Origin of the sequence: Curvibacter microcysteis, assembly GCF_028649455.1 — a bacterium.
In the GTDB taxonomy this organism is placed as follows: Bacteria; Pseudomonadota; Gammaproteobacteria; order Burkholderiales; family Burkholderiaceae_C; genus Curvibacter; species Curvibacter microcysteis.
Window position 1 is genome coordinate 291284 of record NZ_JAQSIO010000004.1, and the last position, 14974, is coordinate 306257.

Genomic DNA, 14974 nt, shown 5'->3' on the forward strand with positions numbered 1-14974 from the left:
CTCAGCCGCCGGTGACTGGCGGAAAAAACGCGACTTCCGCGCCTGGCACCAGGGCCGCGCTTTCATCGCTCAAATCCTGGTTCAGCGCCAGGCGCACCGGGCGCTGGCGCGACAAGGCCTCGGCATAGGCACCGCCGCGCGCGATCAACTCGTCGCGCAGCGCGCCCAGGGTGGGCGCCTCGGTGGTCCAGGGCTCCGAGCCTTGGCCCAGGGCCTCGCGGATGGAGGCGAAATAGCGCAGGGTCAACGTCAAAGAGGTGTTCATGCCAGCAGCTCCGCAAACGAAATGAAGGGCACCAGATCGCCGTGCGCGATGCGCGTGCCGGGGGCGTTGTCGACCACACCGTCGCCCCAGACCGCCGAGGTCAGCACGCCCGAGCCTTGGTTGGCAAACAGGTCCAGGCCACCTTGCGGGTTGCGCCAGACGCGCAAGAACTCGCGGCGCTTGTCGGCCTTGCCCCACACAAAATGGGCTGGCAGCGCCACCGGTTTCGGTGCCACGTCCTGCACCCCCTGCAAGCGCAGCAAGAAGGGCCGCACCAGCAGCAAGAAGGTGATGAAGCTCGACACCGGGTTGCCCGGCAGGCCGACGAAATGGCTTTGCGCCACGCGGCCATAGGCAAAGGGCTTGCCCGGCTTGATGGCCAGCTGCCACAGGTGCAGCTCGCCCAGGGCCTGCACTGCGGGCTTGACGTGGTCTTCTTCGCCCACGCTGACGCCGCCGCTGGTGAGGATCAGGTCATGGCCTTGCGCGGCCTCGGCCAGGGTGCGCTGGGTGGCGGCCAGGTCGTCAGGCACGATGCCCAGGTCGCTGACCTCGCAGCCCATGCGCAGCAACAAGGCGCGCAAGAAAAAGCGGTTGGAGTTGTAGATGGCACCTGCGGGCAGCTGCTCGGGGGCGACTTCGCCGGGCATGACCAGCTCATCGCCGGTGGAGAACAAAGCCACGCGGGGCCGCCGCGCCACCGACAAGGTGGCACGCCCCACGCTGGCGGCCAAACCCAGCGAGGCGGGGTGCAAGCGCTGGCCCGCGCTCAGCACGGCCCGGCCCAGGGCCACGTCCTCGCCCGCACGACGGATGGCCAGGCCCGGGCGCGGCAGCACCTTCAAACGCACCAGGGGGGTGCCGGCGGCGTCGCTCAAGGCTTCGCAATCTTCTTGCATCAGCACCGCGTCGGCCCCGGGCGGGATCGGCGCGCCGGTGAAGATGCGCGCGGCCGTGCCAGGCTGCAGGGGCTGGGGCACGGCACCCGCTGCGATGCGCTGGGATACCGGCAGCACCGCGCCTTCGGCGGCCACGTCGGCGCAGCGCAGGGCATAGCCGTCCATGGCACTGTTGTCGTGCGGCGGTACTTGCAAGGGGGACAGCACCTCTTCAGCCAACACGCGACCATCGGCCTCGAAGGTGGACACCGACTCGCTGGCCCAGGGCAGACCGTCCAGCGGTCGCGCATAAGCCAGCAGCTCGCTGAGCACCTCATCCAGGGGGCGCAGGGGTTTGAAAGCAGGGACGGCAGGGGCGTTCATGTGCGGTTCTCAAACGTGTATTCGAATCGGTCGCCCTGGTCGACCAGCCAGGCGGCCACGGCCTCGGGCTGGTTCAGGTCGAGCACGGGGCGGCCGGTGGGCACGGGCAGTTGCTCGGGCGCGTCGGTGGCGATGGCCACGATGAAGTCGTCGTCGGGGTAGCGCGCCGGGTGGCCGGCGAAGTCAGCGGTCGGGGCGCGCCAGACCTCGACCTTGAGCAGGTCGCTTTCCTTGAAGCCCTCGACCAGCACCCAGTCCACGCCCTCGTACAGCTCGGCCAGCATCTGGTGCACGGTCAGGCGGTAGGGTTGCTCGTACTCGCGCATCAGGGCCAGGCGGTGCTCGCTGGCCACCACCACCTCGAAGGCACCGGCCTGGCGGTGGCGCCAGGTGTCCTTGCCCGGGTGGTCGATGTCAAAACGGTGGTGTGCGTGCTTGACCACGGACACGCGCAGCCCGCGTTGGCGCAAGGCGGGGATCACTTGCTCCAGCAAAGTGGTCTTGCCCGAGCCTGAATAACCTGCAAAGCCTACGACCTTCATGTTTGTCTCCGGTGTGCGTTCGGGGCCCGGGTCGCGGGCGCGCCAACGCAGGGGTTGTTGTGGTCACGGCGGTCGCCGCTGCGGGCCCGGGCCAGGATGGCAAAAAGCCAGCGCAGGCGCTGGCTTGGCGGGTCCACGCGGGCGGCACCTCCGGTGCCGGGGTTCAGGGGCAGTGCGACTCGATGTAGGCCTTGACCACCGCCACGTCGGCCGGGATCACCTTGACCTTCTTGGGCAGGGCCTCGATGCCTTCAAAGCGGGCCGGGCGCTCGGGCTCGTGGCCCAGGGCTTCGGCGATGGTGGCGGCAAACTTGATGGGCAAGGCCGTTTCGAGCACGATCATCGGCACGTCGGCCGGGCCGCGCTGCTCGCGGGCCACCTTGACCCCATCGGCCGTGTGGGTGTCGACGGTCACGCCATGGCGGCTGAAGTTGTCGCGGATGGTGGCCAGTCGGTCGGCATGGGTGCTGCGGCCGCTGGCAAAGCCATAGCGGCTGGCGGCCTGGGCGAACAAGGGGTCGGCGCTGAGGTCAAAGCGACCCTGGCTGGACAGCTGCTCGCCGAACAGGCGCTTGGTGCGCGCCGCGTCACGGCCCAGCAGGTCGAACACAAAGCGCTCGAAGTTGCTGGCCTTGGAGATGTCCATCGAAGGGCTGGAGGTCTCGTGCGTGTCGGCGCTGCCGCGCACGCGGTAGACACCGGTGCGGAAGAACTCGTCGAGCACGTCGTTTTCGTTGGTGGCCACCACCAGGCGCTCGATGGGCAGGCCCATCATGCGCGCCACATGGCCGGCGCAGACATTGCCGAAGTTGCCCGAGGGCACAGTGAAGCTGACCTTTTGCGCATTGCGCTCGGTGGCCTGGATGTAGCCGGCAAAGTAATACACCACCTGGGCCAGCAGGCGGGCCCAGTTGATGGAGTTGACGGTGCCAATCTTGTACTTGCGCTTGAACTCGAGGTCGTTGGAGACCGCCTTGACGAGGTCCTGGCAGTCGTCGAACACGCCTTCCACGGCCAGGTTGTGGATGTTCTCGTCCTGCAGGCTGAACATCTGTGCCTGCTGGAACGGGCTCATGCGGCCATTCGGGCTGGTCATGAAGACGCGCACGCCCTTCTTGCCGCGCATGGCGTATTCCGCCGCGCTGCCGGTGTCACCCGAGGTGGCACCAAAGATATTCAGCTCTTCGCCGCGGCGTGCGAGTTCGTATTCGAACAGGTTGCCCAGCAACTGCATGGCCATGTCCTTGAAGGCCAGCGTCGGGCCGTTGGACAGGGCTTCGAGCCACAGGCCATCTTCGAGGTGGCGCAGCGGCACGATCTCACCGGTGCCAAACACCTCGGCGGTGTAGGTCTTGTGGCAAAGGGCCTGGAGGTCGGCGGCTGGGATGTCGTCGATGTAGAGCGACAGGATCTCAAACGCCAGCTCGGCATAGCCTTGCTCGTGGTACACCGAGCGCCAGCGCGTCAGCGTGGCGTCGTCCACTTGCGGGTAGTGCTCGGGCAGGTAAAGGCCGCCATCGGGCGCCAGACCTTCGAGCAGGATTTCACAAAAACGCTTGCGGTCGGCATGACCTCGGGTGCTCAGGTACTTCACGGTCTGTTCCTGTTCCAACAATTCAGGGGCGACCTGCCGCGGACACGGTCAGATCGCCATTTTGACGCAGCCGCCGGGCCCGGGTCCGGGCACTTGCGGCGCGGGGCCTCAGGCCAGTTCTTCCTTGCGGATGCGGGTGATGGGCGCCAGCACGGTGGGCAGGGCTTGCATCTCGGCGATCGCGCGGTCCATCGTGCCTTCGACGGTGTCGTGGGTCAGGATGATCAGGTCGGTGTGGGTCGAGCCTTCGCCGCCCACCTCGTCGGCTTCTCGCTGCAGCACCGCGTCGATGCTGATGCCGGCGCCGGCCAGGATGCCGGTCACTCGGGCCAGCACGCCAGCTTCATCGGACACGCTCAAGCGCAGGTAGTAGCTGGTGACGACCTGGCTCATCGGCAGCACGGGCACGTCGCTCATCTCATCGGGCTGGAAGGCCAGGTGGGGCACGCGCTGAGCCGCGTCGGCGGTGTGCAGGCGGGCGATGTCGACCAGGTCCGCAATCACGGCACTCGCGGTCGGCTCGGAGCCTGCGCCCTTGCCGTAGTACAGGGTGGTGCCCACGGCATCGCCTTGCACCATGACGGCGTTCATCGCGCCTTCGACGTTGGCGATCAGGCGCTTGGCCGGCACCAGGGCCGGGTGCACACGCAGTTCAATGCCATTGGCAGCGCGCTTGGTGATGCCCAGCAGCTTGATGCGGTAGCCCAGTTGCTCGGCGTAGCGGATGTCCGCCGCCGACAGCTTGGTGATGCCTTCCACGTAAGCCTTGTCGAACTGCACCGGGATGCCGAAAGCGATGGCGCTCATCAGGGTGGCCTTGTGGGCGGCATCCACGCCTTCGATGTCAAAGGTCGGATCGGCTTCGGCGTAGCCCAGGCGCTGCGCTTCCTTGAGCACCACCTCAAAGTCCAGACCCTTGTCACGCATTTCGGACAGGATGAAGTTGGTGGTGCCATTGATGATGCCGGCAATCCACTGGATGGCGTTGGCGGTCAGGCCTTCGCGCAGCGCCTTGATGATCGGTATGCCCCCGGCCACAGCGGCTTCGAAAGCCACCATCACGCCCTTGGCCGACGCGGCGGCAAAGATCTCGGTGCCGTGCACGGCCAGCAGCGCCTTGTTGGCGGTGACCACGTGCTTGCCTGCGGCGATGGCTTCGAGCACCAGGGCCTTGGCCACGCCGTAGCCACCGATGAGTTCGATGACGATGTCGATGTCCGGGTTGGCAATCACGGCACGGGCGTCGTTGACGACCTGCACCTGGTCACCGACAACGGAGCGGGCGCGCTCCACGTCGAGGTCGGCCACCATGGTGATCTCAATGCCCCGGCCAGCGCGGCGACGAATTTCTTCCTGGTTGCGCTGCAGAACGTGGAAGGTACCGCTGCCGACGGTGCCAATGCCCAAAAGGCCGACTTGGATGGGTTTCATGGAGTTCACTTCAGGTTTCAAAAATAGAAATAGGTCGCGCAGGGTCAGCGGGTCAGGTAAGACGGCAGGTCCCAGGCCCCGCCCGGAAAACCACGGCATTCACCCGTGCTGGACTCCCGCGCCAGGACAAAGCCTTGGCCATCGAACTGCCAGGCCTGTTGCGACCAACAGTCGCCCAGGCCCCGGCCCTTCATGCTGTTGAGGACCTGGCCCGTCTTCGGGTCGAAGTCCCCATTGGCCTCCTGCAACTGCAGCTCATAGGGCGGCCGGTCATTGGCCAGCCACAGCAAACTGGTGCCGTTGTAGGCGCCTTGCGGGCAAGGCGTGGCCAGAAGCACCTGGCGCTCGGTCAGACGCACCACCTGGCTTTGCGTGCGGTACATGTCTGACTCGTTGCATTCGTCGGCCATCACCTTGGCCGGCAGCGCCGCCAGCAGAGGCCGCAGCAGGCTGGCGTCTGCAGCGCGGGTCGGCACCGGCTTGACTGCTTTGAGTTGGGGCAGCGGCAGCGCGGGCAGCACCGTCGATTCAGGCTTCTTGCCCCGGCGCACCAAGGCACCCGGTGTGTCGACCCGACCCTGGGCATCGTCCATCTTGAGCAACACGGCATTCAGGCCGACCAGAGACAGGCGCCAGGGGCCGGTGGAGGCCTGGCTGCTGCGCACGGTGGCGGCGTCGCTTTTGAGCAGCTCACGCAGCAAGGCCACCACCTGGGCGGGTGGCACGCTCTGCACGCCTTCGCCCTGACCGGTGAGGGTGAGCGAGCCCACGCTCAGTCGGAGAGCGCCTTGGACGGACGGTTCGCTGTACACCTGCCATTCGACCTTGACCGGCGCGTCGGGGCCCGCCGCGCGGGTGAGCAACATGGACACCGGCTTGGATTCGGTGCCGTCGGCCTCGTCAGCCTGGTAGCCCTCAGCGCGGCAGGTGCGGCTGTTGTCGCACTGCAGGTTCCACTGGCCATGGCTGAAGCGCACCGGTTCCGGCGCGGGCGCTGCCCCGGCCCAGGCCGAGGTCGCACACAGAATGGCCAGGAGAAAGCGCTTCATGCTCGGCAGGTCAATCGGACAGCGGCCTCAGACCGCTGCTTGAACGCGTTTGCGGTACTGCTCCAGGAAGCGCGCGATGCGGCCAATGGCCTCGCGCAAATCATCTTCATGGGGCAGGAACACGATGCGGAAGTGGTCGGTATCGGGCCAGTTGAAGCCCGTGCCTTGGACCAGCATGACGCGGGTTTCTTCCAGCAACTCGAGGAAGAACTGCTGGTCGTTCTCGATCGGGTAGACGGCCGGGTCCAGGCGCGGGAACATATAGAGCGCCGCGGTGGGCTTGACGCAGCTGACGCCCGGGATGGCGGTGATCAGCTCGTAAGCCAGGTCGCGCTGGCGGCGCAGGCGGCCGCCTTCGTTGACCAGGTCGTTGATGCTTTGGTAGCCGCCCAGCGCGGTCTGGATCGCGTACTGGCCCGGCACGTTGGAGCACAAGCGCATGTTGGAGAGCATGTTCAGGCCCTCGATGTAGTCACGCGCGGGCTTCTTGTCACCCGACACCACCATCCAGCCGGCCCGGTAGCCGCAGCTGCGGTAGCTCTTGGACAGGGAGTTGAAGGTGAGGGTCAGCACGTCTTCGCTGAGCGAGCCGATGGCGGTGTGCTTGACGCCGTCGTACAGCACCTTGTCGTAAACCTCGTCGGCAAAAATCACCAGACCGTGCTCACGCGCAATGGCAACGATGGACTTGAGGAGGTCGTCCGAGTACAGCGCGCCGGTCGGGTTGTTCGGGTTGATCACCACGATGCCCTTGGTGCGCGGCGTGATCTTGGCGCGGATGTCGTCGAGGTTGGGCATCCAGCCGTTGTCCTCGTCGCATCGGTAATGCACCGGGCGCGCGCCAGAGAGGCTGACGGCGGCGGTCCACAGCGGGTAATCGGGCGAGGGCAGCAGCAACTCGTCGCCGTTGTCCAGCAAGGCGTTGGTGGCCATGACGATCAGCTCGCTGGCGCCATTGCCCAGGTAGATGTCGTCCAGGGTGACGTTCTTGATGCCCTGCTGCTGGGTGTAGTGCATCACCGCTTTGCGGGCGGCAAAAATGCCCTTGCTGTCCGAATAGCCTGCTGAATTGGGCAGGTTGCGGACCATGTCCTGCTGAATTTCTTCGGGGGAATCGAAACCAAACACCGCCAGATTGCCAATGTTGAGCTTGATGATCTTCTGACCTTCGTCTTCCATCTGACGCGCTCGGTCCATGATGGGGCCGCGGATGTCGTAGCAGACGTTGGCAAGCTTGGCAGATTTCTGGACGGTTTTCATAGTGTCGGGAATGTCCCCTCCGGAGTTAAGTCATCAGAAGCGAAACCTATAATTTGACCACAGTTCTGCGCCAATTCAGTGCAGGGCCTCTTGACCGGCCACACGCACCATGAAACTCCAACCCGACAAATACGACGTTCCCTCCATCAACGGCTATGGCCCGGGCTGGATTGCCATCAACGGCGAAAAACACCAAGGCAGCGTGGTCGTGAGCAGCCAGGGCGAGCAGTTCGCCTGGCAAGCCGAGCGCTTTGAAGACCTCAACGAAAGCCACTTCGCCCAGTTGGCAGCCCTGGACTGCGAGGTGGTGGTGTTCGGCAGCGGCCTGCGCAACCGCTTCCCGCCTGCAGCCTGGCTGCGCCCCTTGATAGAGCGCCGCATCGGCCTGGAAACCATGGACACCCATGCCGCCTGCCGCACCTACAACATCCTCGCCGGCGAGGGTCGCAAAGTGGCCGCAGCCCTGTTACTGGAGCCCGCGCAAGACCAAACACCCTGATGCAACTGTTTTCAGGGTAAAATCTCGAGTTGCGGATGGGGGGACGAAGAGAGAGGTGCAATGCCTCCAAACCCGACCATCTTAGGTCACACCTGTCACACGAGATTGAAGTTCTATGGCGATCGTTGTCAACAAGTCCATTCCCGAATTCGAAGCGAACGCAACGGGTGGGATCAAGGTGTCGAACACGTCCCACCACGGCCACATCGTGGTGCTGTATTTTTACCCCAAGGACAACACCCCGGGCTGCACCACCGAAGCGATGCAGTTCCGCGACAAGTACAAAGACTTCGTCAAGGCGGGTGCCACCGTGTTCGGCGTGTCGCGTGACAACATGAAGTCGCACGATGAATTCAAGCTCAAACTCGAACTGCCGTTCGAGCTGATCGCTGACACCGAAGAAAAAATGTGCCACATGTTCGGCGTGGTCAAGAACAAGATCATGTACGGCAAAAAGGTCAAGGGCATCGAGCGCAGCACCTTCCTGATCGGCCCCGATGGCGTGCTGGTCGAAGAATGGCGCGGCCTCAAGGTGCCAGGCCACGTGGACGAAGTTCTGAAGTCGGTCAAGAACCTCAAGGCCCTCAAAAAGGCCGCCTGAAACACGGCGCCGGCCACGCCGGCAGCGTCATCAGACTCATGCATAATGGGTCGCATATGTTGCTGGTTTCGCACCGCCACCCCGCTCAAAAAGCCGCCCAGGCCTCCTGGCGGCTTTTTTGCTTTGGGGTCTGCTGAAACCCGCACACATCCCCGCGCTTTAAATTTTGTCTGCGCTTTTCAGGAGTTCGTTCATCCATGCCTCTGCCGCCCGCCCCGTCTAAAAAAGCCACCATCCTGCCCGGCAGCGCCTACGACAGCAGCGCCAGCCGCAGCAGCCGCAAACCTTCTTCCCGCAACCAAGCTGAAGACGCCACCGAGCCCGAAGTCCACGCCCAGGCACGCCAAGCGCCTGTCGCGCAAGCCGCGCCCAGCCCAGCACCCGCGCCCGCCCGAAGCCGTCGCAAAACATCGACCCAGGTGTCGTCTTTGCTGACCGCCCCTGCCGTGGCGCCCGCGGCAAGCCCCAGCGCCGCCGTCAGCGAAACCGTGGCACCCAGCACCGCACGCCGCAGCACCTCGGCCAAGAGCCGCCCCAGCCCAGCCCCCGCGCCGGTGGCCGTGGCCGCGCCAGCTCCCACACCCGAAGTGGTGGCCGAGGTGGCTCCGGCGCCTGCCGTGCGCGCCCGCAAGCCGCGCAGCACCGGTCCGACCAAGCTGTTCGTGCTCGACACCAATGTGCTCATGCACGACCCGATGTGCCTGTTCCGCTTCGAGGAGCACGACATCTTCCTGCCCATGATCGTGCTGGAAGAGCTCGATGGTCACAAAAAGGGCATGACCGAAGTGGCGCGCAATGCTCGCCAGACCAGTCGCTCGCTCGACGCCCTGGCGGGCGCCCAAGGCGCCGACATCGGGGCCGGCCTGAAGCTCGACACCACGGGCCACCGGGAAGCCGGCGGCAAGCTGTTCTTCCAGACCCGTCCGCTGGACTACAGCCTGCCAACCAGCCTGCCGCAAGGCAAGGCGGACAACCAGATCCTGGGGGTCGTCGAGGCCTTGCGCAAACTTTACAGCCCCGAAGGCCAAGAAGGACAAAGCCCGCGCGAAGTGGTGTTGGTGTCCAAGGACATCAACATGCGGGTGAAGGCCCGCGCCCTGGGTCTGGCCGCCGAGGACTACCAAAACGACAAGACACTGGAAGACGGCGATCTGCTGTATTCCGGCGCCCTGCCCTTGCCAGCCGATTTCTGGACCAAGAACGGCAAGTCGGTGGAAAGCTGGCAAACCGGCGCCCACACCTACTACCGCATCGCAGGCCCCATCGTGCCCAACCTGCTGATCAACCAGTTTGTGTACTTTGAAGCGCCGGGCGAGCCCAGCCTGTACGCCCGGGTGACCGAAATCCGCGGCAAAACCGCCGTGCTGCAAACCCTCAAGGACTACGCGCACGCCAAGAACTCGATCTGGGGCGTGACCACGCGCAACCGCGAGCAAAACTTCGCGATGAACCTGCTGATGGACCCGGAAGTCGATTTCGTCACCCTGGCCGGCACGGCCGGCACCGGCAAGACCTTGATGGCCCTGGCTGCAGGCCTGACCCAGGTGCTGGACGATCGCCGCTACACCGAGATCATCATGACCCGCGCCACCGTCAGCGTGGGCGAGGACATCGGCTTCCTGCCCGGCACCGAAGAAGAAAAAATGGGCCCCTGGATGGGTGCGCTGGACGACAACCTGGAGTTTCTGGCCAAGGGCGACGGCGGCAACGCCGGCGAATGGGGCCGGGCTGCCACCAACGAGTTGATCCGCAGCCGCATCAAGATCAAGAGCATGAACTTCATGCGCGGCCGCACCTTCTTGAACAAGTACGTGATCATTGACGAGGCGCAAAACCTGACGCCCAAGCAAATGAAGACACTGATCACGCGGGCCGGCCCAGGGACCAAGATCGTCTGCATGGGCAACCTCGCGCAGATCGATACCCCCTACCTCACCGAAGGCTCTTCGGGCCTGACCTTCGCAGTCGACAAGTTCAAGGGCTGGCCGCACAGCGGCCACATCACCCTGGCCCGAGGCGAACGCTCGCGTTTGGCCGACTTCGCCAGCGAAGTGCTCTGACGCACAGCGGCCCCACCAGCCCACCCCAAGCCCGCCCAGGTGGCGGGCTTTTTTACGTCTGCTTGAGGCCTCCACGCGGTCGCGGCCTGCCCCCTATCCGCCCTTGGGCGCCTCGAGCAAGCCCCGGCTGAAAAAGTCGACCACCTGCTCGTGCAGGTCGACACCGCCCAGGCGCTCGTAATCCACATGGGTGGCGCCTGGGATCAAGCGCCACTGCTTGGGTTCGCGCGCCGCCTCGTACACCGCACGCGTAACGGTCATGGGCGCGTCATGGTCATCGTCGCCCGCGACCACCAGCAGCGGCCGGGGCGCAATGGCGGCCACCAAGTCGCCGGGGTGCACGCGGTCCAACCTCACGCCCGCCCAACTGAACTCCTGGCCCAGCAGCCAGGCATTGAAACGCCCCGTGGGGCCGGCCATGAACAGCAACTCATCAGGCAGGGAGGTCCACACCGCCTTGAGCACCACCGCCCGGATGCGAGGGTCCTGCGCGGCCACCATGGCCACGGTGTAGGCGCCAATCGAAAAGCCCGTCGCCCCCAGGCGCTGCGGGTCGACATCGGGCTGGGCTTGCAGGAAATCCAAACCCCCTCGCAAATCATCTTGCTCGTGGTCGCCCCAGGACTGGGTGTCGCCATCGCTTTCGCCATTGGCTCGGTTGTCGTAGAGCAACACCCCCATGCCACGCTGCGACAAGGCCACGGCCTCATCCAGAAACCAGGTACGGTTCGCCCCTGCACCATGCACCATGACCACTGCAGCGCGGTTGCGCGAGGGCACGTACCAGCCACGCAAGGTCAGACCATCGGCCGCCTGAAAACTCACCTCACGCAAGCCCGGCAGACGCTGCCGGGCAAGGGCCCGCTCCTGATCCGTGATGGCTTGGCGCTCCGGGTGCAGCATGTGGTGGACCACCTGTTCGTGGCGCCAGACCCGCCAACCCAACACCCCCAAACACACCAAGCCCAAGCAGAGCACCCCCCCCATCCACCAGCGCCGTCTGCGGACACCCGAAGCAGGCGTGAGGGAGGGGGTGTGCTGAGCAGACATGACAGGTTCCGGATGATGAAGGGATCAAAAGTCGTCGGAAGTACCCATCGCCAAGGTTTCAAAGCGCGTCTGCGCCTTGTGAAAGTACAGCTTCACCGTGCCAGTCGGACCGTTACGCTGCTTGCCGATGATGACCTCGGCCAGATTTTGATCCTTGCTTTCCTTGTTGTAGTAGTCGTCGCGGTAAATGAACATGATGATGTCCGCATCCTGCTCAATGGCGCCGGACTCACGCAAGTCACTCATCATGGGGCGCTTGTCCGTGCGCTGCTCCACGCTTCGGTTGAGCTGCGACAGCGCAATCACCGGGCATTGCAGCTCCTTGGCCAGCATCTTCAAGCCCCGTGAAATTTCACCGAGTTCGGTCGCGCGGTTGTCAGCGCTGGCCGCCGAACCCGAGCCGCTCATGAGCTGCAGGTAGTCGACCACGATCAAGCCCATCTTGCCGCACTGGCGCGCCAGGCGACGCGAGTTGGCGCGCAGCTCACCCGGCGACAGGCCCGGAGTTTCATCAATGTGCAGCGACACCGTGCGCAAGCGCTCGATGGCCTCGGTCAGGCGGGGCCACTCGTCATCGGTCAGCTTGCCGGTGCGCAAATTACCCTGGTTGATGCGCCCGATCGAGCCCACGATACGCACGGCCAACTGGGCGGCGCCCATTTCCATCGAGAACACCGCCACCGGCAGCCCCTCATTCACGGCCACGTGTTCGGCGATGTTGATGGCAAAGGCCGTCTTGCCCATCGAGGGACGCGCCGCCAACACCACCAAGTCGCCAGCCTGTAGACCCGAGGTCATGCGGTCCAGGTCGTGGAAGCCCGTGGGCACGCCCGTGATGTCGTTGGTGTTGTCGGCCATCTCCTGGACCCGGTCCAGCAAGTCGACCACCAGCGAGTCCATCGACTGAAAGCCTTGCTTGTTGCGCGAACCTTCTTCACCAATGTTGAAGATCTTTTGCTCAGCCTCGTCGAGGATCTTCTCCACCGGCCGCCCCTTGGGGTTGAAGGCCGCCGTGGCAATTTCATCACTGGCGGTGACCAGCTTGCGCAGCACCGAGCGCTCACGCACGATTTCGGCGTAGCGGCGAATGTTGCTGGCACTGGGCACATACTGGGCCAGGTTGTTCAGGTAGGTCAGCCCCCCCACCTCTTCGGACTTGCCCAGGTTCTGCAGTCGCTCGTAGACCGTGATCACATCGGCCGGCTTGGACGCGTTGATCAAGCCCCCCAGCACGCCGAAGATCACGCGGTGCTCATAGCGGTAGAAGTCGCCCTCGGCAAGCACGTCACCCACCCGGTCCCAGGCGCTGTTGTCCAGCAACAAACCGCCCAGCACACTGGACTCAGCCTCGATGGAGTGCGGCGGTACGCGCAGCTGCGCCACCTCGCGGTCGACCTCGGACGAGGCTGCGGCCGGGGCGGCTGACTGCAAAGGCGGAATCGACTCCACCGGCGGCAGGTCATGCAGCATGTCGTCGGGCGACAGCGGGTGGAATTCAGGTTCGAAATCCGGATCCATGGGGGGAAATACGGCGGACATGGCTTTCCTTGACAACCTTTGATCGTACGCGCTTCAGCCCCAGCCGTCTGGGATAAGGCTGTGGAAAAGCTGTGACTCCGACGTGGACAAACCGGGCACAAGCCCAGAGGCAGCACACGCCGAGGCACCCACCAAAAAGAAAAGCCGCCCGAAGGCGGCTTCTCAGAAGCGCGAGGTGCGCGTGATCAGGCGGTTTCGCCGTACACGGACACGTTGACTTCCACCACCACGTCGGTGTGCAGAGCCACGCTGATGGTGCTGTCGCCGACGGTCTTCAGGGGACCATTGGGCAGGCGGATCTGGGCCTTGACGACCTTGTAGCCTTGCTTGTTCAGCTCTTCGGCGATGTCGTGGTTGGTCACAGAACCAAACAGACGACCGTCAACGCCAGCCTTTTGCGTCAGCTTGACGGTGGTACCGCCGAGCTTTTCGCCTTGGGCTTGGGCTTCAGCCAGCTTGGCTGCAGCAGCCTTTTCGAGTTCGGCGCGCTTGGCTTCGAACTCAGCCTTGGCGGCTTCCGTGGCGCGGCGAGCGCGACCCGACGGGATCAGGAAGTTGCGGGCGTAGCCGTCCTTGACCTTGACGATTTCGCCGAGGTTACCCAGGTTCACAACCTTGTCGAGCAGGATGATTTGCATGGTTGTTCTCCTTAGATCTTGTGCTGGTCGCTGTACGGCACCAGAGCCAGGAAGCGAGCGCGCTTGATGGCGGTGTTCAGCTGACGCTGGTAGATGGCGCGCGTGCCGGTCAGGCGAGCGGGGATGATCTTGCCGTTTTCAGCGATGAAATCGCGCAGGGTGTCAACGTCCTTGTAGTCGATTTCTTCGACGCCAGCGACGGTGAAGCGGCAGAAGCGCTTGCGCTTGAACAGCAGGGACTGGGTGTTGCGCTTCGGGCGCTTGTCTTTGTTGAACTTCTTGAACGTGGCCATGTTGGCCTCCTGAAATTTAATCTTGCTGGAATTCTTGAATGTGAAACACAACCGTCTTGACGTTGCGCGGGGTGGCGAGAAATCCGGTGAATTTCAAGACCGAGCCCAGCGACTGTCTAGCCAGCCGCTCAGCTTGAGCCCCCAGGGCAATCGCCCGTATGGCCACCTGCACCTGGCGTTTTTGACCTGCTTCCTGGACTTGCGACTCGGCTTCGAGTCGAACGTCCAGCGCAGGCAAACCAGCTGGTGTGAATCGCAGCGGCTTGGCCTCCACGATCACGGCGGTCAGAACAACGTGGTTCACATTCCCTATGAATCAGTCAGTCGAATCGCGCAGGCCAGATCAGTTGGCAGCGGCGAATTCAGCTTGCTGGGCCTTGCGGGCCTCTTCACGCTCGACGGTCTTCATCATCGAAGACGCGCCGGTGTCGGCCTTCTTCTTGACGACGGTCAGGTGACGCAGCACGGCATCGTTGAACTTGAACGCGTGTTCCAGTTCAGCCATCACAGCCTGGTCGGCTTCGATGTTGACGCACAGGTAGTGGGCCTTGGCCAGCTTGTTGATCAGGTACGCCAGTTGACGACGGCCCCAGTCTTCCACGCGGTGGATCTTGCCGCCGCCGGCGGTGATCATGCCCTTGTAGCGCTCCAGCATGGCCGGAACCTGTTCGCTCTGATCCGGGTGAATCAGCAAAACGATTTCATAATGACGCATTGAGTACTCCTTCTGGGTGAAGCCGTCCGCTGCGCCTGTAGCAGTACGGCAAGGCAAAGCCCACGAGTATACCAGCGACTTTGCAAATGATGCAAGCATTGGCACTCCGTGGCGGCGAAATGAAAGCAGTGGACAATCCACGCCTTGAAAAGTTCCGGGCTGCCCCAAGATGCCCG

Annotated in this window: 16 protein-coding genes; 3 read left to right on the forward strand and 13 right to left on the reverse strand. The window is 64.2% G+C overall.

All coding sequences use genetic code 11. From position 1 onward, the window contains the following. Position 1: 1 nt before the first annotated feature. The 7 genes from PSQ39_RS12860 to PSQ39_RS12890 all read right to left on the reverse strand — a co-directional run bounded on the left by PSQ39_RS12860 (position 2) and on the right by PSQ39_RS12890 (position 7403). Positions 2–265: a MoaD/ThiS family protein gene (locus PSQ39_RS12860; protein ID WP_273927207.1), complete on the reverse strand. Its 264-nt coding sequence runs from the start codon at positions 263–265 to the stop codon at positions 2–4. Then, positions 262–1527 (reverse strand): molybdopterin molybdotransferase MoeA, encoded by a 1266-nt coding sequence (locus PSQ39_RS12865; protein ID WP_273927208.1) that lies wholly within the window; start codon positions 1525–1527, stop codon positions 262–264. The genes PSQ39_RS12860 and PSQ39_RS12865 overlap by 4 nt, the downstream gene beginning before the upstream one ends. Then, positions 1524–2069, reverse strand: a complete 546-nt coding sequence (gene mobB / locus PSQ39_RS12870) for a molybdopterin-guanine dinucleotide biosynthesis protein B (protein ID WP_273927209.1) — start codon at positions 2067–2069, stop codon at positions 1524–1526. The genes PSQ39_RS12865 and mobB overlap by 4 nt, the downstream gene beginning before the upstream one ends. 163 nt (positions 2070–2232) lie before the next feature. Then, positions 2233–3663, reverse strand: a complete 1431-nt coding sequence (gene thrC, locus PSQ39_RS12875) for a threonine synthase (RefSeq protein ID WP_273927210.1) — start codon at positions 3661–3663, stop codon at positions 2233–2235. 108 nt (positions 3664–3771) lie between these two features. Beyond that, the gene (locus PSQ39_RS12880) at positions 3772–5094 is read right to left on the reverse strand and encodes a homoserine dehydrogenase (RefSeq protein WP_273927211.1); all 1323 of its coding nucleotides are present in this window, start codon (positions 5092–5094) and stop codon (positions 3772–3774) included. 44 nt (positions 5095–5138) lie between these two features. Beyond that, positions 5139–6143, reverse strand: a complete 1005-nt coding sequence (locus PSQ39_RS12885) for a DUF1176 domain-containing protein (protein WP_273927212.1) — start codon at positions 6141–6143, stop codon at positions 5139–5141. 27 nt (positions 6144–6170) lie between these two features. Then, positions 6171–7403, reverse strand: coding sequence for a pyridoxal phosphate-dependent aminotransferase (locus PSQ39_RS12890; RefSeq protein ID WP_273927213.1), 1233 nt, complete (start codon positions 7401–7403; stop codon positions 6171–6173). A 109-nt stretch (positions 7404–7512) separates the two neighbouring features. Here PSQ39_RS12890 and PSQ39_RS12895 point away from each other — a divergent pair, with 109 nt between their 5' ends. The 3 genes from PSQ39_RS12895 (at position 7513) to PSQ39_RS12905 (ending at position 10563) form a co-directional block, all read left to right on the forward strand. Beyond that, positions 7513–7902 (forward strand): Mth938-like domain-containing protein, encoded by a 390-nt coding sequence (locus tag PSQ39_RS12895; protein ID WP_273927214.1) that lies wholly within the window; start codon positions 7513–7515, stop codon positions 7900–7902. A gap of 115 nt (positions 7903–8017) precedes the next feature. After that, entirely contained in the window at positions 8018–8503 is a 486-nt protein-coding gene (locus PSQ39_RS12900) for a peroxiredoxin (RefSeq protein ID WP_273927215.1), read from the forward strand. A gap of 197 nt (positions 8504–8700) precedes the next feature. Further along, a complete protein-coding gene (locus PSQ39_RS12905) occupies positions 8701–10563 on the forward strand; it encodes a PhoH family protein (RefSeq protein WP_273927216.1) in 1863 nt (620 codons plus the stop codon). Between the two features lie 93 nt (positions 10564–10656). Here PSQ39_RS12905 and PSQ39_RS12910 read toward each other — a convergent pair whose 3' ends face one another. The 6 genes from PSQ39_RS12910 to rpsF form a co-directional block, all read right to left on the reverse strand. Continuing rightward, complete coding sequence (locus tag PSQ39_RS12910; protein WP_273927217.1) at positions 10657–11613, reverse strand: alpha/beta hydrolase; 957 nt, start codon at positions 11611–11613, stop codon at positions 10657–10659. 24 nt (positions 11614–11637) lie between these two features. After that, positions 11638–13152: a replicative DNA helicase gene (dnaB, locus tag PSQ39_RS12915; RefSeq protein WP_273927218.1), complete on the reverse strand. Its 1515-nt coding sequence runs from the start codon at positions 13150–13152 to the stop codon at positions 11638–11640. Between the two features lie 185 nt (positions 13153–13337). Next, a complete protein-coding gene (gene rplI, locus PSQ39_RS12920; protein WP_273927219.1) occupies positions 13338–13790 on the reverse strand; it encodes a 50S ribosomal protein L9 in 453 nt (150 codons plus the stop codon). Positions 13791–13801: 11 nt separating this feature from the next. Then, on the reverse strand, positions 13802–14083 hold the full coding sequence (gene rpsR / locus PSQ39_RS12925) for a 30S ribosomal protein S18 (protein ID WP_011794373.1): 282 nt from the start codon (positions 14081–14083) through the stop codon (positions 13802–13804). A 16-nt stretch (positions 14084–14099) separates the two neighbouring features. After that, entirely contained in the window at positions 14100–14387 is a 288-nt protein-coding gene (priB, locus tag PSQ39_RS12930) for a primosomal replication protein N (protein WP_273927220.1), read from the reverse strand. Positions 14388–14426: 39 nt separating this feature from the next. Next, positions 14427–14798, reverse strand: coding sequence for a 30S ribosomal protein S6 (rpsF, locus tag PSQ39_RS12935; RefSeq protein WP_273927221.1), 372 nt, complete (start codon positions 14796–14798; stop codon positions 14427–14429). Positions 14799–14974 lie beyond the last annotated feature (176 nt).

Coding starts and splice junctions, on each gene's coding strand:
- PSQ39_RS12860 (WP_273927207.1), bottom strand. CDS start 265: ATGAACACCTCTTTGACGTTGACCCTGCGCTATTTCGCCTCCATCCGC.
- PSQ39_RS12865 (WP_273927208.1), bottom strand. CDS start 1,527: ATGAACGCCCCTGCCGTCCCTGCTTTCAAACCCCTGCGCCCCCTGGAT.
- mobB (WP_273927209.1), bottom strand. CDS start 2,069: ATGAAGGTCGTAGGCTTTGCAGGTTATTCAGGCTCGGGCAAGACCACT.
- PSQ39_RS12880 (WP_273927211.1), bottom strand. CDS start 5,094: ATGAAACCCATCCAAGTCGGCCTTTTGGGCATTGGCACCGTCGGCAGC.
- PSQ39_RS12885 (WP_273927212.1), bottom strand. CDS start 6,143: ATGAAGCGCTTTCTCCTGGCCATTCTGTGTGCGACCTCGGCCTGGGCC.
- PSQ39_RS12890 (WP_273927213.1), bottom strand. CDS start 7,403: ATGAAAACCGTCCAGAAATCTGCCAAGCTTGCCAACGTCTGCTACGAC.
- PSQ39_RS12895 (WP_273927214.1), top strand. CDS start 7,513: ATGAAACTCCAACCCGACAAATACGACGTTCCCTCCATCAACGGCTAT.
- PSQ39_RS12900 (WP_273927215.1), top strand. CDS start 8,018: ATGGCGATCGTTGTCAACAAGTCCATTCCCGAATTCGAAGCGAACGCA.
- PSQ39_RS12905 (WP_273927216.1), top strand. CDS start 8,701: ATGCCTCTGCCGCCCGCCCCGTCTAAAAAAGCCACCATCCTGCCCGGC.
- PSQ39_RS12910 (WP_273927217.1), bottom strand. CDS start 11,613: ATGTCTGCTCAGCACACCCCCTCCCTCACGCCTGCTTCGGGTGTCCGC.
- dnaB (WP_273927218.1), bottom strand. CDS start 13,152: ATGTCCGCCGTATTTCCCCCCATGGATCCGGATTTCGAACCTGAATTC.
- rplI (WP_273927219.1), bottom strand. CDS start 13,790: ATGCAAATCATCCTGCTCGACAAGGTTGTGAACCTGGGTAACCTCGGC.
- rpsR (WP_011794373.1), bottom strand. CDS start 14,083: ATGGCCACGTTCAAGAAGTTCAACAAAGACAAGCGCCCGAAGCGCAAC.
- rpsF (WP_273927221.1), bottom strand. CDS start 14,798: ATGCGTCATTATGAAATCGTTTTGCTGATTCACCCGGATCAGAGCGAA.